This is a genomic window from Paenibacillus sp. FW507-14B1B (assembly GCF_058781425.1).
This window is the reverse complement of the sequence record NZ_JBYSWS010000002.1, coordinates 1,400,503-1,425,346: the sequence shown is the minus strand read 5'-3', so window position 1 is coordinate 1,425,346 and position 24,844 is coordinate 1,400,503. Positions and strand designations below refer to the sequence as shown.

At 46.6% G+C, this 24,844-nt stretch carries 26 protein-coding genes and 1 pseudogene; 25 read left to right on the top strand and 2 right to left on the bottom strand.

The window, feature by feature from the left end; genetic code table 11:
- Window positions 1-140 precede the first annotated feature (140 nt).
- The 3 genes from AC3WJJ_RS15245 (at window position 141) to AC3WJJ_RS15235 (ending at window position 6,214) form a co-directional block, all read left to right on the top strand.
- A complete protein-coding gene (locus AC3WJJ_RS15245) occupies window positions 141-1,364 on the top strand; it encodes an S-layer homology domain-containing protein (protein ID WP_492541853.1) in 1,224 nt (407 codons plus the stop codon).
- Window positions 1,365-1,374: 10 nt separating this feature from the next.
- Window positions 1,375-4,707: a DUF5704 domain-containing protein gene (locus AC3WJJ_RS15240; protein WP_492541851.1), complete on the top strand. Its 3,333-nt coding sequence runs from the start codon at window positions 1,375-1,377 to the stop codon at window positions 4,705-4,707.
- 187 nt (window positions 4,708-4,894) lie between these two features.
- Complete coding sequence (locus AC3WJJ_RS15235) at window positions 4,895-6,214, top strand: APC family permease (protein WP_492541849.1); 1,320 nt, start codon at window positions 4,895-4,897, stop codon at window positions 6,212-6,214.
- A gap of 91 nt (window positions 6,215-6,305) precedes the next feature.
- Here AC3WJJ_RS15235 and AC3WJJ_RS15230 read toward each other — a convergent pair whose 3' ends face one another.
- Both AC3WJJ_RS15230 and AC3WJJ_RS15225 read right to left on the bottom strand, forming a co-directional pair.
- Window positions 6,306-6,731, bottom strand: coding sequence for an ImmA/IrrE family metallo-endopeptidase (locus AC3WJJ_RS15230; RefSeq protein WP_492541847.1), 426 nt, complete (start codon window positions 6,729-6,731; stop codon window positions 6,306-6,308).
- 62 nt (window positions 6,732-6,793) lie between these two features.
- Window positions 6,794-7,225, bottom strand: coding sequence for a helix-turn-helix domain-containing protein (locus tag AC3WJJ_RS15225; protein WP_492541845.1), 432 nt, complete (start codon window positions 7,223-7,225; stop codon window positions 6,794-6,796).
- Between the two features lie 306 nt (window positions 7,226-7,531).
- Here AC3WJJ_RS15225 and AC3WJJ_RS15220 point away from each other — a divergent pair, with 306 nt between their 5' ends.
- The 22 genes and pseudogenes from AC3WJJ_RS15220 (at window position 7,532) to AC3WJJ_RS15115 (ending at window position 24,839) form a co-directional block, all read left to right on the top strand.
- Complete coding sequence (locus AC3WJJ_RS15220; protein WP_492541843.1) at window positions 7,532-8,008, top strand: ArpU family phage packaging/lysis transcriptional regulator; 477 nt, start codon at window positions 7,532-7,534, stop codon at window positions 8,006-8,008.
- Window positions 8,009-8,473: 465 nt separating this feature from the next.
- Complete coding sequence (locus tag AC3WJJ_RS15215) at window positions 8,474-9,307, top strand: hypothetical protein (RefSeq protein WP_492541841.1); 834 nt, start codon at window positions 8,474-8,476, stop codon at window positions 9,305-9,307.
- 10 nt (window positions 9,308-9,317) lie between these two features.
- Window positions 9,318-9,527: a YqzN/YkzM domain-containing protein gene (locus AC3WJJ_RS15210; protein ID WP_422658207.1), complete on the top strand. Its 210-nt coding sequence runs from the start codon at window positions 9,318-9,320 to the stop codon at window positions 9,525-9,527.
- Window positions 9,528-9,529: 2 nt separating this feature from the next.
- Window positions 9,530-10,999, top strand: coding sequence for a phage tail sheath family protein (locus AC3WJJ_RS15205; protein WP_492541839.1), 1,470 nt, complete (start codon window positions 9,530-9,532; stop codon window positions 10,997-10,999).
- A gap of 30 nt (window positions 11,000-11,029) precedes the next feature.
- Entirely contained in the window at window positions 11,030-11,437 is a 408-nt protein-coding gene (locus AC3WJJ_RS15200; protein ID WP_492541837.1) for a phage tail tube protein, read from the top strand.
- A 179-nt stretch (window positions 11,438-11,616) separates the two neighbouring features.
- Window positions 11,617-12,051, top strand: coding sequence for a phage tail assembly chaperone (locus tag AC3WJJ_RS15195; protein ID WP_492541835.1), 435 nt, complete (start codon window positions 11,617-11,619; stop codon window positions 12,049-12,051).
- A 23-nt stretch (window positions 12,052-12,074) separates the two neighbouring features.
- Complete coding sequence (locus tag AC3WJJ_RS15190; protein ID WP_492541833.1) at window positions 12,075-12,200, top strand: hypothetical protein; 126 nt, start codon at window positions 12,075-12,077, stop codon at window positions 12,198-12,200.
- 26 nt (window positions 12,201-12,226) lie between these two features.
- Complete coding sequence (locus tag AC3WJJ_RS15185) at window positions 12,227-13,960, top strand: hypothetical protein (protein WP_492541831.1); 1,734 nt, start codon at window positions 12,227-12,229, stop codon at window positions 13,958-13,960.
- 62 nt (window positions 13,961-14,022) lie between these two features.
- Window positions 14,023-14,673 carry a LysM peptidoglycan-binding domain-containing protein gene (locus tag AC3WJJ_RS15180; protein ID WP_492541829.1) on the top strand — a complete coding sequence of 217 codons (651 nt, stop codon included), beginning with the start codon at window positions 14,023-14,025 and terminating at the stop codon, window positions 14,671-14,673.
- Window positions 14,670-15,647, top strand: a complete 978-nt coding sequence (locus AC3WJJ_RS15175) for an XkdQ/YqbQ family protein (RefSeq protein ID WP_492541827.1) — start codon at window positions 14,670-14,672, stop codon at window positions 15,645-15,647. The genes AC3WJJ_RS15180 and AC3WJJ_RS15175 overlap by 4 nt, the downstream gene beginning before the upstream one ends.
- On the top strand, window positions 15,640-16,029 hold the full coding sequence (locus AC3WJJ_RS15170; protein ID WP_492541825.1) for a hypothetical protein: 390 nt from the start codon (window positions 15,640-15,642) through the stop codon (window positions 16,027-16,029). Before AC3WJJ_RS15175 ends, AC3WJJ_RS15170 begins: the two co-directional genes overlap by 8 nt.
- Window positions 16,022-16,480, top strand: coding sequence for a DUF2634 domain-containing protein (locus AC3WJJ_RS15165; RefSeq protein ID WP_492541823.1), 459 nt, complete (start codon window positions 16,022-16,024; stop codon window positions 16,478-16,480). Before AC3WJJ_RS15170 ends, AC3WJJ_RS15165 begins: the two co-directional genes overlap by 8 nt.
- Window positions 16,481-17,635 (top strand): baseplate J/gp47 family protein, encoded by a 1,155-nt coding sequence (locus AC3WJJ_RS15160; protein WP_492541821.1) that lies wholly within the window; start codon window positions 16,481-16,483, stop codon window positions 17,633-17,635.
- Complete coding sequence (locus AC3WJJ_RS15155) at window positions 17,628-18,194, top strand: YmfQ family protein (protein ID WP_492541819.1); 567 nt, start codon at window positions 17,628-17,630, stop codon at window positions 18,192-18,194. The genes AC3WJJ_RS15160 and AC3WJJ_RS15155 overlap by 8 nt, the downstream gene beginning before the upstream one ends.
- A gap of 1 nt (window position 18,195) precedes the next feature.
- Window positions 18,196-19,281 carry a tail fiber protein gene (locus AC3WJJ_RS15150; RefSeq protein ID WP_492541817.1) on the top strand — a complete coding sequence of 362 codons (1,086 nt, stop codon included), beginning with the start codon at window positions 18,196-18,198 and terminating at the stop codon, window positions 19,279-19,281.
- A 416-nt stretch (window positions 19,282-19,697) separates the two neighbouring features.
- Window positions 19,698-19,961: a hypothetical protein gene (locus AC3WJJ_RS15145; protein WP_492541815.1), complete on the top strand. Its 264-nt coding sequence runs from the start codon at window positions 19,698-19,700 to the stop codon at window positions 19,959-19,961.
- 35 nt (window positions 19,962-19,996) lie between these two features.
- Window positions 19,997-20,254: a phage holin family protein gene (locus AC3WJJ_RS15140; protein ID WP_492541813.1), complete on the top strand. Its 258-nt coding sequence runs from the start codon at window positions 19,997-19,999 to the stop codon at window positions 20,252-20,254.
- An 18-nt stretch (window positions 20,255-20,272) separates the two neighbouring features.
- A pseudogene (locus tag AC3WJJ_RS15135) lies at window positions 20,273-20,434 on the top strand (phage holin family protein); the annotation flags it as partial.
- Window positions 20,421-21,209 carry a glycoside hydrolase family 73 protein gene (locus AC3WJJ_RS15130; RefSeq protein WP_492541811.1) on the top strand — a complete coding sequence of 263 codons (789 nt, stop codon included), beginning with the start codon at window positions 20,421-20,423 and terminating at the stop codon, window positions 21,207-21,209. The pseudogene AC3WJJ_RS15135 and the gene AC3WJJ_RS15130, both read left to right, overlap by 14 nt.
- A gap of 117 nt (window positions 21,210-21,326) precedes the next feature.
- Window positions 21,327-22,751 (top strand): deoxyguanosinetriphosphate triphosphohydrolase family protein, encoded by a 1,425-nt coding sequence (locus AC3WJJ_RS15125; RefSeq protein WP_422658191.1) that lies wholly within the window; start codon window positions 21,327-21,329, stop codon window positions 22,749-22,751.
- 33 nt (window positions 22,752-22,784) lie between these two features.
- Window positions 22,785-23,735, top strand: coding sequence for an LLM class flavin-dependent oxidoreductase (locus AC3WJJ_RS15120; RefSeq protein WP_492541809.1), 951 nt, complete (start codon window positions 22,785-22,787; stop codon window positions 23,733-23,735).
- A gap of 84 nt (window positions 23,736-23,819) precedes the next feature.
- On the top strand, window positions 23,820-24,839 hold the full coding sequence (locus tag AC3WJJ_RS15115; RefSeq protein WP_492541807.1) for a TRM11 family SAM-dependent methyltransferase: 1,020 nt from the start codon (window positions 23,820-23,822) through the stop codon (window positions 24,837-24,839).
- Window positions 24,840-24,844: the final 5 nt, after the last annotated feature.

The following is a 24,844-nucleotide window of genomic DNA, read 5'->3' as shown; positions in this document are numbered from 1 at the left end:
ATGCCAAAATAAACCAATATATGATAAACTAGTTACAATTGACTATTGGATTTATGCAGGAGGGGCATTAGAAATAGCTAGATTGCAGTAAAAGAGAAGATGCGTAAATTATGCGAAATCATACTTTGAGGGAGTGTGGGATGACATTGTTAACGATTGTTAAAGGGTTTCTTGCTGCTGTAGTAACGAGTAGTGCAGTGCTGGGGTTTGGAGGAGCTGAGCCTGTATCAGCAGCTACTACGAAATTTAAGGACGTTCCGGCGAGTCATTGGGCTAGTTCTTCAATTGAAGCTGCTGTGAAGAAGGGGTATTTTAAGGGGTATGGTCAGGGAGTCTTTAAGCCTAATGCTACGGTTACTAGGGCAGAATTTGCAGCACTGATGGCGCGTGTGTCGAAAGCCGTTCCTGATAAAGAGAAGACAGATGTATTTACGGATTTGAAGAATCACTGGAGTAAAAAAGAAGTAGATCGTGCAGTATCCCTAGGTTTTATAAATCCAAGTGATTACCCAAATGGATTTAAACCGAACACTCCATTAACCCGTGCAGAGATGGCTAAATGGCTGAGTTCAGGGTTAGCAGCGGCTGATAAGGATTTCAAACAGGCATTAGCGGATACGAAATCCACACTCATCCCTGCAAAAGAAGCATTCAAACCAGGTATTTCCCAGGCAAGTGTGCCATATATTGCAGTGGCAATGGGGACAAATTTAATGAGTGGTTATCCGGATGGCTCCTTTGGTCTTAAAAATACGACAACTAGAGCGGAGACATCTGCCATTCTCTTAAGGCTCGAGAAAGTAAGCAGCCAAACCGCTGATTCGTTTGCAGATTTGAACGAACTGCGAATGGTGGGGACGAAGAAAACGAATTTGGAGTTGGTGACTCCGTTTACTACGGGAAACACTTCGTTTGCAAATATTTCAGGGAAGAAAAAGACCTTTAGGAATGGGGCAGGAAGACTAGTGTTTCATAGGTTGATTGCTGTGGACACACAAGACTGGAGTAACAAAAAAAGTGTCTATGCTCCGTTCTTTGTAGATGATACTGACAAAAGATTTTTAACAAAAAGCAAAGGTTTATATCCTGTATTTATGCAGATGACGATTTATCCTAAGTCGAAAGATTTCGATGTTACTCACTACTATAGTGGGATAATTGACTTTACAGGTGGCGAACCAATCATGAATGAGCTGCCCAATAAGTTTGGGTACTTTACACTTCCACGTATGAACACAAAAGAATTCTTTAACAAGCGATCTAACGGTGTCACCGTATGGGTTACTAAATATTTGGAGGATGGTGATTTCATGGCACAGATCAATATAGATGACAGTTCAGTTGTGTATCTGAGTCAGAAGTAGGTGCGTTTGGATGAGAAAAACAATTTCGACACTTCTGATTTTAGCTGTCTTTTTATTAAATATTGAACACGTAACATATGCCAAATTTCTAAAAGGATATCCAACTGAAGGAATTGAAATAAAGCCAACCGGTTCAGCATATAAAAAACAGACGATTGAAGTAACAGTGAGAGGTAAAGCAGAACCACGTGGTAATATCATTTGGACTCAAACAGACACCGATATATGGGTTGCCACTCGTAATAACGGGGAACAAGTAACAACGGGAACCCATGGTTCAGGAGAAAGTGCGGTACCAACCAAGGAAATGGTGAAAAATAAAATTAACACATTCGACTATGCCCCAGATACAATGCAGGATAAAATGGGGAATTCATTTAAGAAAAATTATATTAAGAAACTTGGAATCGAAGATATTAGGTACACCAGATCTAATACTTATGAACCGGAAGGTGATAAACCTGATTTTGAGAAAGGTGATATATTCGCGCATTTATGGACTTATACTGGATGGCCTAAAGATTACTCACTGAAAGTAGAGTATGGTAAGAGAGCTGACGGAGCTCCCAAATTTAATGCTCACTACTACATTCCACTTGAGATAGATTATCAAGGTTACGTCACCGAAACCAAAGAACTCAAAGTTTCAGATCATGCGACCCTAAAAAAGGGACAAACCAAACAACTCAAAGCGGAAGTCCGAACACAAGAGTATGACATGGATGTTTTTACTGACTATGTAGACGTTACAAGGCGTGATCAGACCGAATGGATTACTGACAAAGAATCCGTTGTATCGGTAGATCCCAAAACAGGGGTGATTAAGGCAGAGGGCAAAGGGACTGCAAAGATTACAGCTAAATGGAAGAGTGGACCTTATTACATTTATGATTACGTGAACATCACCGTAGGTGACGATACCCCTCCCCCCTGCAAACCGGGAGAACCGGGCTGCGAAAAGCCACCAGAAGAACCCAAAGTGGAATGTACTGATCCAGCACCTAGCACAGCCGCAGAAGGTCGCTACATGGACCCCATAGTTACTGCCAAAATTCTAGCTGATCAGCGTGGAAGTGAATCGTTCGATGTTCTACGAGGCATTCCGACCTCTGAATCACTTTACGGTAATGTATCTGCTAGAAACTATCTCTATCAGAATAAATTTGTGAACATGAAAGGTACTTGTAAGTTCACGGTGAATGTTGAAAAAACATGGTCACTGACATGGGACCCGGGTAAAAAGGTCACTGGTCCTGATGGAAAGGAAACAGAGGAGCCAGATCCACAATCTGAAGAAGAAACGGTTACCCAGACACATACGGTTGAACGTCCGTACTCTTTTTGGGTAATCAATAACTTGGAAGTCTACCAGATTGATCAAGCAACTTTAAAGAACTATGCACTGCCTGGTGGGGAGATTACGCTTCGTCCGAAAGGATATCAGGCACCTTCCTATACAGCTCAATCAACAGGTAATTATTATCCCCCAACAAGTCCAGGCACGGTCACTGCGCCAAGTGATAGTAAAAGTGGGGGAAAGACGAAGCCCACTCCACCGAATGATGATTTAAAGAGCTACGCGGAAAATGCGATCCAAAAAGTTGAGGTTACGAATGATTCCTTGAGTTTTAATAATCAGACGATCATCAACGGAACTCGCGTACCTGAAACAGGACCTACACCAGCAAGAATTCCAACCCCAACACAGATTGGACAAGACGTACTGTACAGCCCGAACCATATGATTAGTCCGGACAAGATCAATCGAGCGAATACAACAAGTGCAGGCACAATTATTTATGATCTACTACCAGGTAACATCAATGGAGGGAGTCGGCAGGAGTTCCCGATCCATGGGATCAATACCGTAACGGTACACACTCCTGTTGTTAATTATTCTTCTGTCACAGATGACCAAGCACATAATCAGAAGACTAAGCCGAATACGGGCCGTGCGGCCTTCATTTTGGATCGTCCATTCACCGTTCGGATTCCGACTTCTGGTCAGCATGTTAATTACCCGGGATATGGGAACCGAGATTATGCGAAATACATACGGACCAAACAGGTCTACTTTCCGTTTGATGTGTACAGCCGGGACAGGTCGACATTCTATCCGAAGAATACCTGGATTACCATTCCGGTGAATCAGATCGATACAGATTTTTTTCTGCCGGTATGGGTGGACGAAGGCGATTATACCGTTTCTTTTCGGACCATTGCTGAGAATGCTCCTGCGGATTATTCTACACAGCCAAGCGCTAATCAGGACTTGAAGCATCATGTCGCAACAGATATAGAGCAGGTTGAGGTGATTGGAAGAGTCTATGATTTTCGAGTTACAGATATCGCAGACTATAACTGGGAGACGGTATTTCGAACACAAAAGGGCAGCTCATCTCCACGCGGTACCTCATATTGGACGGGCAAGCAGGATATTGATGGAGCAATAAGAGGGAACCAGCTACCGTATACACTCCCGATTGCCCCGGGGAAGCATCCTAATCCAGGATATAAGAACGTATCTGTAAAGACAGGCTACCATTTTAAATTTGATCTCAAAACCAAAGGAAACATGTTTAGCACCAAGGATGGCATTGCGATCACACCAAGCTTCTACTTCGTGAATAAAGATGGAAAAGGGAGACAGGCTGTAGATCTTTATTACCATAGCGATAAGCGAAACTTTATCCGAATCGGTTCACCGCAGGATCAAGAGAAGCGGTATGTCATTCTAAACGAAAGATTGCGAAATGTACCCCAGAGTGAAATTCAGGACACTGCATCTTATCTCTACAATCATGGTGGAGCTCCCGGTGGCATATCAGGCCAAGCGTTTATGAAGCAATTCGTTGAGAAAATCACCAAGAATAAGACTTGGGTTGGACGCTATGACTGGATGCTCCTTCCCTCAGGTGTGCGTACATTCATTGGTCCGAAGTCTGGGCTTCCGTCTACAGTAGATGCAGAGCGTGCTAATGCTGCGGTTCAGCGGTGGTATGGAGAATATAGTATTCCGTCAGACGTATATGTAGTCAAGAAGGGAACTGACCTTGCAGCATACGGACGCGTGAAGGGACTTGATGAGAAGTCAGAAATTTTTCTGAGAAAAGGATTTATTGTGGTGAACTTTAATATCGAGACAATTCAAGCGGGAAATCTAACTCAGCCACATCTTCAGTACATCCATGCACCACTAATGAATCAGTGGAAGCTGGAGGGTTACGCGAATTCATATATCAACCCGTATGGGTACAGGTTTACACTAACGGATGGAGATACGCTGTTCTACCATGCAGATCAGTCTAGCAAGCGAGATTTCACCTCTCAGGTGCCGCATTAAGTTTGGCTAATCGTGATCAGTCATAACTAGTGATTTCAAAATAATAACTGTAAATGACTTTAACAGGCAGGCGCCTTGGGCGCCTGTTTTTCTCGTTCTGCATTCAATTTCGTATAAGAACAATGAATAAGGTGCAAAAATGATATAATGAACGTTCGACAACGAGAATGTGGCTGGAGGAAATAATGTGGAAACAGAAGGACAGTTAAAAAAAGATATTGGGTTATCGGTAGCAATGTCTCTTGTTATTGGTACCGTTATTGGTTCGGGGATATTTATGAAGCCTGGGGTTGTTATTGAATATGCAGGGAGTGCTAATCTCGCGCTTATTGCTTGGCTCTTAGGTGGAGTGATTACAATTGCAGGTGGTCTTACAATTGCAGAAGTCGGAGTGCAAATTCCGAAGACCGGTGGACTGTATGTGTATATGGAAGAAGTTTATGGAAAGGTCTGGGGCTATCTCTGCGGGTGGATGCAGACGATCATTTATGGACCTGCGATTATTGGAGCGCTCGGACTGTACTTTGGATTGCTGCTGGCGAATCTATTTTACTTATCGGAAGCTTGGTATCTTCCCCTAGGGATTGGGGCAGTTATATTCCTGGCTGTAGTAAACAGCTACGGCACGAAGTATGGCGGCTCGATCCAGACCATCACCACGATTGCAAAGTTTGCACCTATTCTGCTTATTGGTGTATTAGGAATTTGGAAAGGAAATGAGCAAGTATTTAGTAGCGGTAGCCCTGTCATGGACCAATTAGGTATGGGCGCAGCTATACTTACGACGTTATTCGCTTATGATGGGTGGATGCTGCTCGGTTTTGTAGCCGGTGAGATGAAAAATCCAGCAAAACATTTGCCAATCGCAATTGTGGGTGGATTAACTGTCGTTACCGCTGTATATATGCTTGTTAATGTTGCGATGTTGAAGGTGCTGCCACCAGATGAAATTGTCTTACTTGGCACTGCCTCAGCGGGGAAAGTTGCTGAAATATTAATGGGGGGAGTCGGTGCTAAAATCATTAGCGTGGGCATTCTGATCTCCATATTCGGCTGTCTGAATGGAAAGATATTAACGTTTCCTCGGGTGCCTTTTGCCATGGCGGAACGTCGTCAGCTACCCTTCTCCCATCTAATCAGCAAGGTGCATCCCAAATGGGGAACGCCTGTGGCTGCTATTGTGATGCAGGTGATCCTGGCTGTATTCCTGATGGTCGTGAGTAATCCGGATTATCTGTCGGAGCTTGCGATTTTTGCGATTTACTTGTTCTACATTATGGCTTTTATGGCGGTGTTCATTCTGCGTAAACGACGGGGGAGCTTAAAGCGGGAGTACAGCGTTCCGCTCTATCCTTTCATCCCACTGGCTGCCATTGCAGGTTCCTTGTTTGTCGTGCTGAGTACATTGCTTAAACAACCAATCGATAGTATGTGGGCAATTGGAGTGACCTTAATCGGGCTTCCGGTTTATTATTACTTGCAGAAGAAAGATCCTCGACAAAACTAAAGATCGATGATGAAAGGGACTGGGCTCATGACGCTCGGTCCTTTTTTAGTTGAAAGTGGAAATAAGATGCTTGGACAGATCGTATGTTCGATTAGATATCAAAAAAATATAGCATTTCATGTGGAATACCCGCTCGCTGGTAATATTCCTGCATACTTTCCTCAGGTAGTGGCCTTAAGTCAGCTGTTAACAATGCAACCGCAAAGCGATTGGCTTGCCTCTCTAATTTGCCAGGGCAGAAGTAGGAGTGCTCTTCTAAAAAGAGGCGGCTGATTCCCTTGTGTAGTCGATCGTGTCCTAACTCATGCGCGCATACAAAACGCTGCCATTCTGCGGGCAGGTGGGCATGTATGACGATAAACCGTCTTTTGAGCTTACGGAAATAAAGTCCTTTAGTCGTCTTGCCGAGGTCGGCATATCGGACATGAATTCCTAACGCTTCGGACAATTGAAAGGGGCAGTTGGTATGATGTTTTCTGATTAGCTTGCGGATTAAGGGTTGTACAAGATCATCCATGCCGTTTCACCTGCAAAATAGTAGTATGTGATTCATTGATTCCTTCATTGATATGGAAGTTATTACTTCCTACCTCGTTTATTCATCTGCTTCGCTTCCCAGAACAATCCCGTCAGTACATCTTTGATCCGCTGCTTGTCTTCCTGATCCAGTGGAATTCCGTCAAACATTAACTCACCGTCATCCTCCAGCATTTTCTTGAAGTCGCGCTTGTCTCTGCTTGTTGCCCATTCAGGAATAGTCATGTCTGCTGTGGATGGTTGAAGGGAATGTTCATCTTCTAAATAACCAGCCTGTTTCATTAATTCCTCATATGATCCATTCAAAGCATCGGCAATTTTACGAATCGTTTGCGGTTTAGGGACACCTCTTAAGCCGCTTTCAATACGGGATATCTGTGATCCGCTGATCTCTGCCGCCTGTGCAAGCTGATTCATGCTCCAGCCGCGCTCTTCCCTTAACTGTTTTAAGTACGAACCAAATGATTGCTCCACGTTCCGGCCACTCCTTACCTTAATTCCATATGTAGCTTCTTATTTTATATATAGTATAAACACGTTAAATGCTTTTGCCAACAGGTAAAAGAAAAAGAGGTATTATTGCCAAAAGGCAAGGAAAGCGAAGATATGTACTTGTGGACGATAGTAGATTAGGTATTTTAGCATTTTACGATTCAGACCAAATAGTGGTATATTATTAAAAAAACACGAACATATGTACGAGTTTGAAGAAGCTTAAGGATGGTGCCAAATGGCAAGAAGATGGATTTTCAAATGACATTCAAAGGGGAGAGAATCGGTATGAATCCATTTTTACCGGAACTAGATCGCAGAAAGACCCAATATGCAGTTGAGGCGGTACTTGAGAAGTATCGAATTTATAGAACCATAACTTTTGAAATAAGAGAGGTAAGCACGACCGCATCATATACGGAACGGTTCCATGGACCAACGAATGTGACTTCAGATCAGACCGCGAAGGTTGCAGTATATAATGTAGATGTTCCTGCGGAAAGGAAACAGTACTGTGACATGATTGAGCTGATCGTGGCGCGGCTAAGTGAACGTGAACAGCAGTTGATCAAGGAACGGTACATGAAACAAGATGATGTATTTGATTACAAGGTGTACAACCATATCCTTGAACCACCGGTCAGCAAAGATACGTATACAAAGATCCGCACCCGTGCTTTTTATAAGATGGCGCTGGCTCTTGCGGACAGAGGGTTACTAAAGCTGAATGAGCTTGAAAAAAAATCGAAATGTAAGTCCGGATAAAAAAAGAGAATGCTTCGTCCACTCAAACCGGGGGACCTTATAACAGGTCTTCCGGTTTTTCGTTGTGAGTAGGTCGGTACTCATTTTTTTAATTGTAAAGTCGAAGTGTGATTTACTTTTATTAGAGGTTATCTAAAATACACAAACATATGATCTTACTTTTTTCATCCGCAGATTCGCTTAAAGAACCTTCCTATTCATCCATATCACCGTCAGCGTATACGTTCTAGGGGTGTAAGATTGTATTATCGGGAATGAAGCAAAAGAGCATACCGAAAGCACACAGTGTATGTTGAACCGGCCATTTGGGCCGGTTTTTTAATGCGGTTGAACTCCTTTAAGTCATTCCCGTAAACCGTTAGACAATCAATACAGAAAGGAGGGAGTCGTATTGCGAAAGTTATCTATTCTTGTTAGCCCAGCTTCTTATGATGAGAACATTGAAGCGCTGCGGCAAAAGAAAGCATGAGAAAGGCAGTCAGACAGGGCATTATCGATGTCATTCCAGAGCTGGATGGGCGAGTTTATGATGTGTTTCCACCTGCGGGAATGGATGATTCGTTTGCTGTCATCACACTTGGTGAGGATGTATGGAAATCGTCATGGGCGGGGTATCGGCAGGTGATACGCCTGAAGCTTTATGCAGGAAGTGCGGATTTATCGAAGCTTGATGCATGGGCTGTAAGCCTAATGAAAGGGCTACACCGGAAGCGGGTGATCGGCTTAAAGAATGACGCATACAAGCTTCATTATCTAGGTGTGCCGGAAGCGGACAAGTTCGATTCCGCAACAGGCAAAGTGATGCGGATGATACGTTTTGGCATTTATGTGCCGGAGCCATCAGAGGCAAGCTCGCCCGAACAACCGGACGAATGGCTCAGTGTTGTTGCTGGATGGACGAGTAGTCTGCTCGGAAACCCGTGGACTGTATATCATACGGCGTGGCCCGTAGATCGGGATGATTACGCTATGCTATGGCGGCTGACAGGTTGCGAGACGAAGATGGTTGGAGCTTCGATGTACGAAATCCGCAAAAGCTTCACTGGACATATTGCTTCCCCGGTTTCCGAAAGCGATCAACTCACAGCCATAAGGCTTGTGGAGGAGTTTGGAAGCCAGCTGCAGCTGCTTGATTCAGACAATCGCAGATACTTATCCGTACTAGACGCCTCTAGCAATTTACAAGCAGATCCCATTCTAGAGGGTCAGATTACACTAACGCTCGTGCAGCGTAAGATGCGTTCTGTGGAAGAGGCAGCCTTGATTAGGCGCGTTAACATTCATCCTATTTTAAAGTGAGGTGGCCTTTATGGCTGTGAAAAGAACATTGAAGACGGAAGCACGCATCAGCAGTGCTCCACGATATGATCTATCTGAACTGCAGGTTCATGCTAAGGAGCTGTTCGGCGTTCGGGCCGAAGTGCTTGTGGGAGCAATGTATGGAGTAGCCGGAGCGCAGTTTACAGTATCTGAGGTCAAACAAAGAGTCGAACAATTTATGAAAGCGAAGGTGGATTAATCATGGCAGGTGGAACATGGGAAAGCACGAATAAGCCGGTACTTCCGGGATTGTATATGAATTTCAAAGCGGCAGCTGCTTCAGCAATTCAAGGTGGTACCCGCGGCACGGTTATTATCCCTGTTAAAGCAAACTGGGGACCAGTGCGAGAGTTTGTGGAAATTGGAAGCGAGCAAGCGATTGGTGAGAAATTCTCTATGGATAGCTTGGATGGAGCCACGGCTTACTCTTCATTATATCTTGCTCTGCTTGGAGGTCCGAAAAAGCTAATCGCTTATCGTTTGGCTGATACTACGGCAGCTTTGGCCTCCGTCACCCTTCAGAACGCGGAGGATACACCATCTGATGTACTTCAATTGCAGGCCAAATATCCAGGTAGTCGTGGTAATGGTTTCTCGGTTACGGTTCAGCCATCACTGATTGATCCTGCGGTTCGGGAGCTTCGTCTTTATGAAGGAGCCAAACTGCTTGGCACTTATAAAGGTGCTGATGGATCGGCAACTTCCATTGTAGAACAGATTAACAACGATCATGAGAATGTTTGGGTAACGGCTAAGTTGCTTGGCGATGGTAGAGGTACTCTGGCCGATATCAGTGGTGCTGAACTGTCCGGAGGTAAGAGTGGGAACAGTGGTATTACGAATGCAGATTATATTGAAATGCAGGATGCAGTGGAAGGTCAAGAGTTTGATCTGTTAACCCTCGACTATGCGGCTGATATGGCTCTTCTGCAAAGTTATGCCGCTTGGGTGAAGCGTCTTCGTAACGAGGGTCGTGGAGTCATGGCTGTATTCGGTGGCAGTGCAGCCGATGACGTATCGAAGGATGCGGCGAATCTAGCTGCAGCCCGCTCACTAGCACTGAACCATGAAGGAATTATCAATGTTGGTACTGGTGTGCGTCTATCTGGTGTGAGCTATAGTTCTGCTCAGACTGCAGCTTATGTAGCTGGACTGATCGCTGGACAGCGGCTAAATCAGTCCGCAACCTATGCGGTGACGCCTTTTGAAGATGTAACTCGTCGTTTTACACGATCCGAGCAGGAATTAGCTGTGCGTAGCGGTGTGTTCCTGCTCTTTTTCGATGGTCGTCAGGTGAAGGCACTCCGTGGAATTAACACGCTGGTCAATCCAGCGGAAGGACAGAACAACGCATGGAAGAAGATTCGCTCCATTCGAGTAATGGATGCAATCCATGCAGACTTACAGCTAGCAGCAGAGCAGACTTATATCGGCAAGGTGAACAATACCGAAGAGGGCCGACTTGCATTGATCGCAGCCGTGAAGGAGTATCTTGCCCAATTGTCACTGAGTAATGTGATTGAGCCGGATGGCTATGATGTTATTCTTGACCCTGCTTATTATGGAAGTTCAGCTGTCACACAGCCAGAGCCAGATCAGGTATTCCTGCAATGGAATGTGAAGTTGACCGATGTGATGGAGCAGTTGTTTGGTACTTTTTACGTACAATAATAAATTCGAAATTTCGAGGAGGAACTAGGTATGTTAGATGCTTCAAGAGTCATTATGGGGACGTACGGACAGGTGTTTATTGAGGGAGAATGGCAGACGAATATTAACAAGTTGGAAGCCAGTGTGGAAATGGAGAAGCGGGAGCTAAAGCTAGTTGGCAATGAATGGACCGTGCACAAGACTGGCAGCAAAAAAGGTACGGGTACGATGAGTGGTTACAAGGTGACCTCGGACATGATCTCCCGCGGCTTTACGAAATTCAATATCATTTCGAAGCTGGATGATCCCGAGTCATACGGTCATGAGCGTGTTCAACTGATCAACTGTATGCCGGACAAGATCCAGCTTGCCAACTGGACAGCGGGAGAGGAAGTGCAGGAGGAAACGCCCTTTACTTTTGAAGGATACGTACTGCTGGACCCGATTAAGGCTGATTAAATGGATGATACTGCAAAATGATTCGTTAGCGTGTGGATGATTCATCTGCACCGAGTGTAACTATACGCGTCATTTGGAGCTGCTATGGATAAATCCCCACGGATGTGGGGATTTTGCGGCTGCCGGGTTATTGGTAGTGAATATATTCGGATACTTTTTTAATGAAAAGGAGACAAAACATGAGCTTGCACGAGAACTTAAGCGAAGAACAAATTCTGGACAGTCTGTTTGAGGCGGCGGAGAAGCTGCCAGAGGAAACGGTGCGCATTAAGCGTCTGGACATGCAGATCGTTCTGCATGGACTGACTTCGAGCAGGGTGGATAGCATCCGTGAACGCTGCATTGTTCGCCGGACCGTGAAGGGGGCGGTAGATGAGAAAGTAGATACCGAAACGTTTAATGCGCTGCTTATCTCCGAAGCGACAGGCAGCCTAGCTGTAAAGGGGCTAGCTCTGAATGGTTGGGGTGATCCGAGGATTACGAGCCGCATGAAAGTGTCGGGCGGGGAGCAGGCTGTTCGCCGCATGCTTCTAGCTGGAGAGCTGGATGCGGTTGGCGATAAGGTGCTGGAGCTGTCCGGATTTGGGGTTGAAATTACGGACCTAAAAAACTGATCAGCTCCGGGGGAATGACAACGATGCTATATCATCTGTGGGTACGGCATCACCTTCGTCCCGGAGATTTTTGGCGTTTACCGCGGGGTGAACGTCTATTGCTACTTGCCTTTTCCGAGATGGAAATGGACAGCGCAGTAGATCAGTAATAAATGAACAAGGGAGGTGAATCTAAATGGCTGAAGCGATAAATTATCGCATGAATCTTGTCATTGATCCGAAAAATGTGATCAAGGCAAATCGTGAGCTGCGGGCGATGGAGCGATATTTTGAACGAATTCAGGGACGTGTGCTCAAGATCGGAAGGACCCGTATGGCTCCTGAAATTGTATTGAAGGACAGCGCTTCGAAAGGACTGGACAGCCTGCTTGCTAAAATCAACAAAGTGAAATCCGAAGTCATTCAGGCATCTGCCAATGTGAACTTGAATGTGAAGGTGAAGCAGATAGGTGGCCAGAGAGAATTTTCTCCCATGACACAAGCTCTGCAAGTGAATAACAAAACGATAAACAAGCTGACATTGTCGATCGGGAAAGTGGGCACGCCTGGTGGAGCCAAGGAAGAGAAACCGAAAAGCATATGGGACAAAATTAAAGACGGGTTCGGCGTTGCAAAATCCATTGGCGGTGGTGTGAAGAGCGCGGCTGAAATACCGGAGAAGATCAAGGCGCTTGGTGATGCTTGGAAGGGCAAAGAGCAAGAGAAATGTTGTTGTTCCAATGGTATTATGGCCCGAAGAAAACCGAGCGGAACGTCTAAAGGTTCGAAGAAGGGAGGAAATCCTGGCGGTAAAGGGGGAAAGTTCGTAACAAGTGACGATTCCAGAACTCCTTCGAGGATTGAGACAAGAGGCAGGAAGAGAGGAAGACTTCGAAAAACCGCAGGTGCAGCAGGGGCCTTACTTGAAACCATTGGTTCGGCTGGTGGAGATTTGATTGGGGGATTTCAAGGTTTCGGCAAGCTTTTTGGTGGGAAAAAGGGCAGTAGTGGTATCGTGTCTAGTGCTCCCAAGAGTATGACAATTAGTGGGGGCATCGTGTCCAGTTCTTCCAAGAGTATGACGAATGGTAATGATATAGCGTCGAGCGCTACCAAGAGCATGGCTAAAAGTGGTGGAAATCTGTTTTCAAACGCAGTTAAAGGTTTCGGCAAAAGAATGCTAGGGCCGTTGGGGTTTGCAGCCGATGTCGCATCCATTGCAACGGCAGCACCGGGAAAAGAGCGCTCTCAAGCGATCGGCTCAGCAGTCGGTGGAGGTGCAGGAGCCGCGATCGGAGGCTTCATTGGATCCATTATTCCAGGGGCAGGAACCTTGGTTGGTTCTGCTTTGGGCGGAACCGCAGGCAGTTGGCTCGGAGAGAAAGCCGGTGGACTTATCTCGGATGCAAGCAACAAAATCCAAGAGAGTGCCTCGAAGGTTACGGATTGGTTCTCCAGTAAGTTTTCTTTTGGCAAAAAGAAAAACAAGGCGGAAGACCTTGCGAATAAGCCGGCCGCTATTACGCCAAGAAACGCTGTATCTTCTACTAATGCAACTGGATTTTCGCATTCTTACAGCGCGTCTAGCGGATCTTTTGCGGTGCCCCCTAACGCATTCGGCCCACCCCCGGCATTAACTTCAGGTCCACGAATACAGGCAGCGAGTAATCCGGTGAATGCAGGAGGGAAGTTGTCTTCACAGGTTGTGCAGATCAGTCCAGAGCAGATGACTTCCTTAACTGGGTTGCTTCGAGACTTTAAACAGGAGAATACTACGAACTATAATCTTCCCCCAGGAGCGGTTCAAGTCACGGTTCGTGAAGAGCATCCAGTGGATGTAGAAGGACTGATTATGCAGGTTGGCCAGCGACTTCGAGCCGAGCTAAGTAAAGCCGCGCAGAATCGAAAGCCGGGACCCATGGCGTTTTAGTAAGGGAGTATTCAGCAGTGTCAGTTAACAGTGACTATTTAATAGAAAGGAGTGAGGTCGCTGTGAAATTTATTCTGCGAAATGGGAAGGGAGAAAAATTCCTGTTCCCGGTCAATCCTGAGGAGATCACCATCTCCCGGCAAAAAGGATTCGATACAGCTACGATTCTCAACTTTGGGGAATTCGATTTTCCGCAAGGAAACCGGATTAAGGAGTTTTCATTCTCTTCTTTCTTTCCGCATGAATTTGACGATTCTTTCTGTAAGGGAGATAAGGAAGGCTTTCTTAAACCGCAGACCAATATGAATAAGCTAAACGAGTTTTTGGTGCTCAAAACTCCGCTGCGTTTTATTATTACTGAATCGGCAGTGAATGTTCCGGTGTTCGTATCCTCTCATCAATCGACGTTCCGCGGCGGGGAGCGGGGAGATGTGTATTTTGATATCACGCTTCGATCCTGGAGTGAAATGAAGGTAGCCAAAATAGCTGGCAGCGGAGCTGCGGGTGCGTCTGCAACGAATAAGCAGCAGAGAGAAGATATGAAGGAAAAGCTCAAGACGTATATTGTAAAGCCGGGAGACTCGCTCTCCAAAATCGCCAAGCTGGAGCTGGGAGACAGCTCAAAATGGAATCAGATTTACAAGCTGAACCAGAAGGACATCGGTAACAATCCTAACGCTATCAAACCCGGACAAAAGCTGGTGCTGTCATGAGTTATAAGGTAATTTTGCAGGATAAATATGATTTGTCGCCGCTTGTTGAGAACATCCATCTCAGGGATTCATTGGAGCAAGTCGCTTATCAGGGGACAGTTAATCTTATCGTGACGCCGGATATGCCGCAGATATCACCGGGCATGTCCATTCGGATTAGCGGCATTCCTTATGGGAAGAAGGATTACGTTCCTATCTTGCATCCAGCTGTGGTATGGGAAGTGGAGACTTCGAATAACGGCGTAAAGCGGATGACTCTGACGCTGTATGACCGTACGGTATATCTGGATAAATCGGAGGATGAGTATTTATTCCCGGCGAAGCAGACGGCAACGCAGCGGTTTAAGAAGTATGCAGCTGATTGGGAGCTGAAAATTGCTGTTTTGCCAGATACGGAGAAGAAGTTAGGCCGGTCGGTATACAGAACACAATCGATCTATGCCAGTATGTTCGCTGATCTGCGGGAGACAGCTAAAGCCGGAGGGAAGCTGTATCATCCCCGGATGATCTCCTCTGGACTTGAGCTTTATGAGCTTGGGACGAATAAGGATGTGTATATTCTCGAATCGATCACGGATACGACACAGACCCGTACGCTCGAGGGAGCAGCGACCAAGGTTAAGGTGCTTGCCACATCAGCCAGCGAGACGGGCAAAGAGGTTCCATCCAAGGTGATGGCCATTGAAAAGAAGGACATTGCAAAATATGGCCTGCTTCAGGCCATCATTCAAGATGATGAGGTGAAATCGACTGCGGCTGCAAGCGAGTTAGCCAAAAGCAAGCTTCGAGGCATTCAGGAGACGATCTCCTTGAATGCACCGGACATTAACACGGTTCGAGCTGGCGATGCGGTTTTGCTGGGTTCCATGAAGTTACTTGTCATTTCAGTTAGTCATGAGCTTGGCAATCCCGGGAGCATGGCGCTGGAGTTGGGGAGCTACGACGATGTGAAAAGGAGGTTTTATCTTGAATAAGGACCCCTATGGACAATTGGCATCCTCTTTATATGCTTCATTTCATAAGCAGACACGTCAAGCCATTGGTGGTGTGGGCGCGGTTCTGGGTACGATCACCTCAACAGGTCTGAAACTGGATGATTTCAAGTATGAGTTGCAGGATTATATGGTTGCTGAGATCCCCGGGCTGCTGACGTTACCGAGGCGCATGATGAAAGGAAGTGCGAGCTGGGAAGGGAAGCGGGTTGAAATGTCTTTGGATCTTGAAGAAACGGAAGTTGAGAATACGTGCCTTGAACTGGGAACAGGCTTAAAGCCAGGCGATCGGGTGCTGGCTGTTCGAGTGAACAGTGGCAATGACGTTGTGGTGGTATGTAAGGTGGTGAACAGCCATGGCTAGTTTGTTTCCTGAAACGGACGATATGGTCTGGAGTGAGGTGTCAGAGACAGAGATGCTTGTAGGAGACGGCGCGGTTTTTGGACGGAGCTGGCGTTTTGATTATGAAGCTGGTGAGTTTGTGATGTCCCCGACCCGAAAAATAGCGGTGGTAGATGAGAAGGAAGCGTGGGTGATCTGGTGTGAAAAAGCTATCCGTACGCCGCGTTATCATCACCTGATTTATTCCCGTGATTATGGAAGTGAGCTAACGGAACTGATTGGTGAAATGAATGACCGAGCCTTACAAGAAAGTGAGATTCAGCGTATGGTGACGGAGACGCTGCTGGCAGATGCGCGAACGGAAAGTGTGAGTCAATTTCTGTTCACTTGGGAAGGGGAAGCTTGCCGCTTCAGCTGCCAAATTACGAGCGTCCGGGATGAGACGGAGATTATAGAAAGTGTGGTGATTTAGTTGGGAAATCTTCCTTTATATCTGCAGGACCAGACGGAAGAGAACATTATGAACCGAATGCTGAATAAAGTTCCTCCCGACATCGACAAGTCGGAGGGTTCTTTTATGTGGGATGCGCAGGCGCCGGTAGCGTTTATGTTATCTGAGGCCGCTATCTGGGCACAGGAATTACTTCGACGCGGATTTGCAAGCACAGCAGCGAGTGATATCCCAGATATTCGTTCTGCCGAGTTGGATCTGAGGGTCGCAGAGCATGGTTTAGCAAGACGTGAAGCCGTTGCTTCGTCCGGAAGTGCCTTGTTTACAGGGAAACCCGGCACCGTTGTACCCGCAGGGACAAATGTAGCTACGCCCGCGGATGAGGGGTCCGGTGAGTCCTCTGTAGAGTATGTAACCACATTGGGTATCACGCTAAGTGAGCAGGGCAGTGGCATTGCGCCGATTCGAGCCGTTACTCCTGGGAAGAACGGTAATGTGCCCGCAGGTGTTATTCAGCTTATGATGACATCGGTCAGTGGGATAATGTCTGTGACGAACCCCGAACCGACACGGAGCGGGAGCGATATCGAGACCGATCAGTCACTCTTGGAGCGTTTTTACGCAAAGGTTCGCAGCCAAGGAACCAGTGGGAATAAATCACAGTACATGCAGTGGGCTAGCGATATAGCGGGTGTTGGAGGTGTCGAGGTTGCTCCGCTCTGGCAAGGACCTGGTACCGTAGGGTTATATCTGCTGGATACGGACAAGCGTGCGGCAAGCCCAGAAATTGTGGAGGCGGTTCAGCAGTACATTGATCCATCTCAGGATGGACAAGGAGAAGGTGCCGCTCCGGCAGGGCCGGTGGTCACCGTCATGCCTGCGGTGGAAGTGGAGATTAACATCTCCGTTAAAGTACAGCGCACACTGGAGCAGCCCTCAACATTAGATGAAATCCGTGGGCTGATCGAGGAGGGTGTCCGCGCATACTTGAAGCAGATTGCGTTCAACCGAAAAGATCCCTTGGTCCGGTATACGCGGATTGCTGCTGTGCTACTGGATATCCCGATTATTGTGGACTACGCCGATTTGACGATTAACGGTAGCACGGAGCAACACAATATTGAGATTGGCTCCGGTCAGGTAGCGGTGCTAGGGAAGGTGAGCGTAAGTGAATAATACGAGGATGAACAGCTTGCGGGGTCGCGAGCTGTTTTCTTATCTCCCGGCCTATTACGAGACTTCCCGGGTGATGCAATCGGATATGGATGCGAAGGGAAGCGAGCTGGATGCGTTTTACGATGCGCTGAATTCATCCGCTGACCAGTTCTTTGTTCGCACGGCTACCTGGGGCTTGGATCGCTGGGAATCCGAGCTTGGAATTCCAACGGATAGAACCAAGCCGATCGAGCAGCGGCGTGCGGTGCTGGAGTCGAAGCTGCGGGGAGCCGGGACGTTTAGCGGGCGGCTGGTGAAGAATGTTGCGGAAGCATATGACGGGGGAGCGGTTGAGGTTTCTTTTCAACCTGAACAATGGAGCTTTACGGTCAAGTTCGTAGATACTCTTGGCATCCCGCCAAATCTGGAAGATTTGAAGGCAGCGATTGAGGAGATCAAGCCGGCGCATTTAGCTGTGGAGTATGAGTTTAATTACTTGCTCATACGCGATATTCATGACGTGATAACACTACACGAGTTGGAAGAAACACCATTAAATAAATTTGCAGGAGGTGTTTGAGTTGTCTAGTAATACACCGAATTTAGGACTGTTGAAGAAAGACCCGATGGTGGATGGGAACGAGACTTTTAATATTAAGACGATGCTGAATGACAACTGGGACAAGATTGATGAGGCTGTGGGAGAGGTTAGGGAAGATTTAGGTAATGTTGTTGTACCGCCAGCATCGTTGACTCAGGCAGGTATTGTGCAGCTATCCAATGAAACAAACGGGACACGTGAAAATGTGGCTCCCACCGAAAAGGCATTAGCCGATGTTATGAAAGAAGCTCTTGCGGGAAAGCAAGCTGGAATTGATCGTAAAGCGGAAGTGGTTGCCGCGCTCAATTCCATTGGGTTAACGGCGACTACAAGTGAGACATGGTCACAGCTAGTCCCGAAAATGGCGGCAATAATTCGAGCAACGGGTAACGCAACGGCGGCGGATTTGCTGGCGGGCAAAACTGCATCGAACGCAAACGGCTCTATTACTGGTAGTATGCCAAACCGTGGAGCAGGCGGAACGGTAACATCTGGAACAACCGACATTATAAAAAGTGCGGGTTATTATTCGAGTAACATTATCATTAAGGGGGACCCCAATAAGAAACCCGAGAATATTAAGTTAGGTGTTATTGTTGACAACGTGGTTGGTACATTAGAGCCTTCTGTTTCTGGAAGGGTTGAAAAAATAGAGGGTAATAGCAACACAGAAGTGTCTCTAGTCGCAGGGGAATCGTATGAATTTGAAATGCTAAGGTTACCAGCAAAAGCAAGGTTAGGCGCTATTCAGCACCGTTCATATCCACAATCAAACGCTATTCAATTACACACGAGGCAGGGTGAGTTAGAATTTTATATTCAATTGCAGAATGCTGCGGGGACATCAACTTCTAACATTCTTTACACTTCGGGGCCTCTCTTTATCCGAGAGTTTTATATTAACCGCGATACAGGTAGAGTAACTTTTTTTAATAATGGAAACTGGATTCAACAAACTATTTCTTGGGGTGGAGCAGGAGATTTATATATTAGAGCTAGAGTGTATGCGAGAAATGTATCAGGGATTTTTTATAAAACAATAGATATGATTGGAATTTGGGGGTGATAAAACTTGTACTTTTTTATTTGGAAAACATAAAGGTATAAAAGCGATTCCTCTCAATCCGTTTAAAGATGAATTACAAGAGGAAAGAATTAAAGTGAGAAAATCCTGAAGCCAGAAATGCCAGAAGGAATGACTGTTTTTCCTTTATTGACCTGAACAAGATTGAAATCTATTACCAACATGTAATGAAACCGCCACCTCCATCATCAACTGAAAAACGTCATAGAGTAGCTGTAAGTTCAGTTAAATGAAGTCCAAAAGACATTACTAGAAGAAAAGGGGTAAAACGTAGAAACAGGCAAGATTAATTAGGTCGAAATAGATACAGCATAAAAGCGTACTTTTTATGTCCTTGGAGAGGTCCGGGGGCATTTTTATTTTTAAAGAGAGGAGGATTAAAGGTGGACATTGTTGGTATGATTGCACTAATAGGAACCATTAGTGGGATGCTGTTGGGTTGGATAGGGCGAACTAAAGCAACTAAAGCTGAAATAGCCCAGGAAGCGACTGTAGACGGATCATTACAAACTGACGTGTCTTACATTAAACGCGGAATTGATGATATTAAGGTGGACGTGCGTATTCAGGGGCAACGAATGGATGGTTTGACAGAACGCATTATCAGAGTCGAGGAATCATCAAAGCAAGCTCATAGGCGGCTTGATCGGATAGAAGAATAATTATTTTGAGAGGATGAATGAATCTGGAATGGAACATGATTTTTGAACTTATTGATCCGAGGTTGTTTGTTGTTGTTTCTACTTGTTGGGTAATTGGCATTGTACTGAAGAAAACACCTAAGATACCGGACTGGAGCATCGTGTATTTTGTTGTTGTTCTGGCTGTGTTGCTTACAGGTGGATTACTAAGCTGGAACATTGAGTCGTTGATTCAAGGAATTCTAGTAGGTGCATTTGCGGTATTCGGTCATCAGGTTGTAAAGCAGGCGAGGATTGGAGTCAATGATAAATGAAGACAGGATATGGTGGTAAAGATCTTAGCTAATGAACTCCTGTCTATTATTGAGAACGTCGGGCGAATGGGGGTTCCAATTCCACAATCGTTACGTAATGTGGTAAGAGTCTTCCAATCTAAATCTGAGGAAGAGAACGAAACTGCTAGAAAGGAGGAGAAGAAAGATGAAGCCTCTTGAATTTATAGGGAAGCTTGCGCCCGTGGCTGTAGAGGACATGCGTCGCTATGGTGTTCCTGCGTCGCTGACGATTGCCCAAGCGATTCTGGAATCGGGCTGGGGCGAGAGTAGCCTTACGAAGCAAGCAAACAACTTGTTCGGTATGAAAGGGACCGGACCTGCTGGAAGCGTGACGATGCCTACTACGGAGTACAGAGGACAAGACCGATACACTGTGAACGCGCAGTTCCGCAAGTATAACGCTTGGAATGAATCGGTAGAAGACCATACACGACTCATTCTGAATGGAACCAAGGATCAACCGGCACGCTATCACGGTGTATTAGGGGCTGATTACAAAACAGCCGCTACCGCGATATGGAAAGGTGGGTATGCAACCGACCCGAAGTATCCGCAGAAGCTTATTTCAATAATAGAGACATACGGACTTCAGCAGTACGATCTAGAAGGACAAGTGAAGGAGGAGGATGTGGTGAAAATAGAAGAGCTTTCTAACCAGATCAACAAACTGCAAGACCAGGTGCGTCAGCTAGCTGAGAACCAAACGGCTCAATCGCAGACTATAGCGAAGCAGGAGACACAAATCAACCAGCTGCAGACGACTTTGAAATCATTGCAGACTCTTCATAATCAGACCATGCTTCCGAGCTGGGCAGACCCTGCGATACAAGCTGCCATCAAATCCGGTGTCATTCAGGATACGCAAGGCAGTTATGATTTCTATCGGATGATGACGGTTCTTTATCGTCTTGGCTTACTGAAGCCCATTAAATGAAGTTAATTAATTCCATCTAAAAGTTCGTGTTTTTGTTTCCATGCTGCCATGACATATAATAGATGAAACAATATGGAACAACGAAACAAGAAACAGATAAACAGGAGATGGAGCAGCATGGAAACTAACAAATTGAAGGAGCTAAGAGAACATCGGCAATACCCGGAGAAGACCAAGGTGGATGCATCCCGAGCTGCATATGAGCGGGATTATTCTCGTCTGATTCATTCCCCCACATTCCGTCGTTTACAAGGAAAATCCCAAGTATTCGGTGCGGGAACAGGGGATTATTACCGTACACGCTTGACGCACTCTCTGGAGGTTGCACAGATTGCCCGGGAGGCAGCTCGAAGCTTGGCTCGTACTTATCCAGAGGTGCTTCCGGAAGCGGCACAGAATGCAGGACTTATCATTGATTCGGAAGTGGTGGAGTGCGCGGCGATTGCTCATGATTTCGGACATCCTCCGTTCGGCCATAAGGGAGAGGAAGTGCTGCAAGGCATTCTGAAGCGGGTGATTGATCGCAAGACAGAAGAGGAACTGATTAACCTGCCAGGAATGCCGACACCGGATCAAGCGATGTTCATTCAGCAGACCTTGCGCCGGAAATATGAACATTTTGAAGGAAATGCGCATAACTTTCGCCTGATCATGTTTTTGGAGAAAAGGGAAGACGTGAACGGCCTCAATCTCTCAGATGCAGTTCTGCTCGGTATTAACAAATATCCTTTCTCTGGTCTGGATAATCCCAAGGGAATGTATCGTCACGAATGGGAGTACATCTCTCAGATTCGTAAAGAGTGGGGAATTCCGGATACGAAAAGGACTCTCGAAGCACAGCTCATGGATCTCTGCGATGACATCGCGTATTCTGCACATGATCTGGAGGACGGGATTAAGGCTGGTAAGATTGAGGTGCACGAGCATTTTCTGCGCGATAGTCATCTGAACAAGCTAATCGTAGAGAAGATTATGACCTTGGAGGACGAGGTCTGGAAAGGCTGGACAAAAGAACAGATCGAGCCTAAGGTGGTGCAGGTGTTGGATTATTTCCTCCGCATCTGGAATGAGAAAATGCCGGTGTGCGAGAATGATTATTCTCGTACAAGACGAGAGGTTAAAGCCTACTGGGTTAGCCTTTTTGTTAGCAGCTTGGGTGTCATTTCTGACGGTGATTGGAAGAAAGTCACCTTTGTCAAAGATGGAGTAGAAGATGAGGATATGCTGCGCACGGTAAGTGTGCTGAAGAGCTTTGCCTGGGTGACAATGATCCGGGACTTACGAGTGCAGCGCCTGCAAAAACGCAGTGAATGGGTCATTAAACGCCTATGGGATGCTTTTAACGATCCGATCGCTTCGAAAGCAATTATTCCGTCCGACTGGCTGAACCGGTACGAAGCGGACCAGAAGCGGGAGCATCCGATTTGGACGTGGGAGCACATGGTGATCGATTATATTGCGGGAATGACCGATGCCTTTGCTGAGAAGATTTACAACGAATTGTATGGATTGAAAGTCGGATCAATCTATGATCTGGACTAAGACCAAGGCTCCAAGGAGGAAGGTGTTCACCATATGAGTCGTATTTCATTAAGTGTGCTGGATCTGATTCCGCGTATGGGTGACGCCTCCTTTGAGGAAGCACTGGGACAAGCGGTCAACCTGGCTGTTCATGCGGAAAAATGGGGCTACGCACGCTACTGGGCAGCGGAGCACCATGATATGGACAATCTTTCTTGTGCATCACCCGAGGTACTGCTGTCGCATATTGGTGCCCGAACGGACACCATTCGCCTCGGCTCAGGTGCCGTGCTGCTCCCGCATTACAGTCCGCTCAAGGTGGCCGAAAATTTCCGGATGCTATCTGCGCTATATCCAGGGCGGATTGACCTTGGTGTCGGCCGTGCACCTGGTGGATCAGCACATACATCGATGGCGCTAAGTGGCAATTTTCTCGCTAATGTTGCTGATATGCCCAATCGTGTACAAGTCCTCAAGGCATTGCTGAACGATTCCTATACCTATGAAGAGGTACCCGTTACAGCGAAGCCGGTTCCCCGAATACCTCCTGAGCTGTGGATGCTTGGTACGAATGTGAAGAGTGCTAATATGGCTGCAGAGTTCGGAACGGGGTATGTATTCGGGCAGTTCATGAGTGACACGAATGGGGCGGTCGTGTTGTCTGCCTACCGATACGCTTTCCAGCCTTCTGATGTACTTGCAAATCCGAAAATGATGGTGGCTGTTGGCGTCATTTGCGCAGCAACCCATGAGGAAGCTCAGCGGTTGCTCCGCTTAGCTGATCTTCCAGGACCACCGCAAGAGCGGGGAGAATCCACTCCTTCTGCAAGTGAAGAGCCTACTCGAATGCTATGCGGAACACCCGAACAAGTCAGAGATCGCTTGCTTCGGATGGCGGAACAATATGAATGTGAGGCGTTTTTAATTTTTACACCTCCAGTAGGAAGCTATGAAGAACGGCTGAACTCCTACCGTTTGCTGGCGGAAGCCATAGCTCAGATGTAACGATCCTATGCATGACTCCGTTAGAGTTATAGTTGTAGCGATGGAACCACAAATCTATCCCCAAGGAAAGAAATGATGCATATCATGACCCATTTATCCGATTCCCTCCTGCAGCAGACGGAGGAGAATCCTAGCAATTATATTTATACCTTCGCTTGTCATGAATCCGAGAAGGAATTGTGCTTACTAGAACTTACAGAGCTATTCGGTCTTAGACAAGGACCTAGACAAGGACAAGTTCCATCCGAAGGTACATCCTGGATGGAAGTAGAGAGGCTCATTGATCCGGACCGTAGCCCATTCATATCTGCTAGACTGGATGTCATGTTAACCGGGACAACCATGGATCAGATCGCAGAACAAGCTAGTAGAATCAAGCTTGAGGGTTCGACCTTTAAAGTCTCTTGCTTGAAGGCAGGGGACCCGTTCTCTTATGAGGAGATGCGGAACTTTGAACGATTGGTAGGTGGAAGCATTCAGGGGACAGCTGAGATGAAGGCGCCCGAAATTACGTTTGGCCTAATATCCATTGATGGCCGCTGGATGCTCGGACGACTGGCATTGCCGGAGCGTAAATGGCTCAACCATAAGCAAAAGCCGCAAAACTACTCTACGGGGCTAAGCTCCCGGGTCGCACGAGCGCTCGTAAATATCGCGGTTCCTGATGAAGATCCTACGAATCTTAATCATCCAACGATACATCTACTTGATCCATGTTGTGGTATGGGGAATGTGTTGATTGAGGCACTGTCCATGGGATTTGATGTAAAAGGCTGCGACATCAACCCCCTTGCGATTCGGGGAGCTAGAGTGAACCTGAAGCATTACGGTTATGACGACAGCGTTGTGAAGATTGCCGATATGAACGAATTGGATGGCGAGTACGAAGCAGCGGTTCTGGATCTCCCGTATAACGTCTGCTCGGTCTTTCCTGAGGAGGAGAAACGACGCATGTTAAGTAGCCTCAGAAGACTCACAAGGCGTGCGGTTATTGTAAGTACCGAGCCGCTGGAAGCGTTGCTTCCCGATACGGGCTGGCAGGTCCTTGACCGGATAACAACGCGAAAAGGCACTTTTGTCCGAGAGGTATGGCTGTGCGAATAGTGTTC